Source organism: Bartonella sp. AA83SXKL (assembly GCF_042196965.1).
Taxonomy (GTDB): domain Bacteria; phylum Pseudomonadota; class Alphaproteobacteria; order Rhizobiales; family Rhizobiaceae; genus Bartonella.
This window is the reverse complement of record NZ_JBHIRG010000333.1, coordinates 1-230: the sequence shown is the minus strand read 5'-3', so window position 1 is coordinate 230 and position 230 is coordinate 1. Positions and strand designations below refer to the sequence as shown.

The window sequence follows — 230 nt, the reverse complement described above, 5'->3', positions numbered from 1 at the left end:
TAGAAAGATCTGAGACATAACGATAGTTTCCGCTATAACCATGGACAGATAAAACAGGACTTCCTTCGACTTTTAAAAGTTTACTGGAAACAGATCGCATAACTTTTAACTGCTTGTTTTGACTTTCGATATCCATCAATCCAACATGAAACAAAGCATTTGGTAAAAAAAGATAAGTTGGAACTTGTGGAACAACATTCCTCACCATTAGTTGAGAATCAGGTACTATG

The 230-nt window shown here is 35.2% G+C and carries 1 protein-coding gene; it reads right to left on the bottom strand.

Going from position 1 to position 230, the window contains the following annotated elements:
- Positions 1 to 230 (bottom strand): hypothetical protein (locus ACFINO_RS11475; RefSeq protein ID WP_375655970.1); only part of this gene is annotated, 230 nt, incomplete at both ends.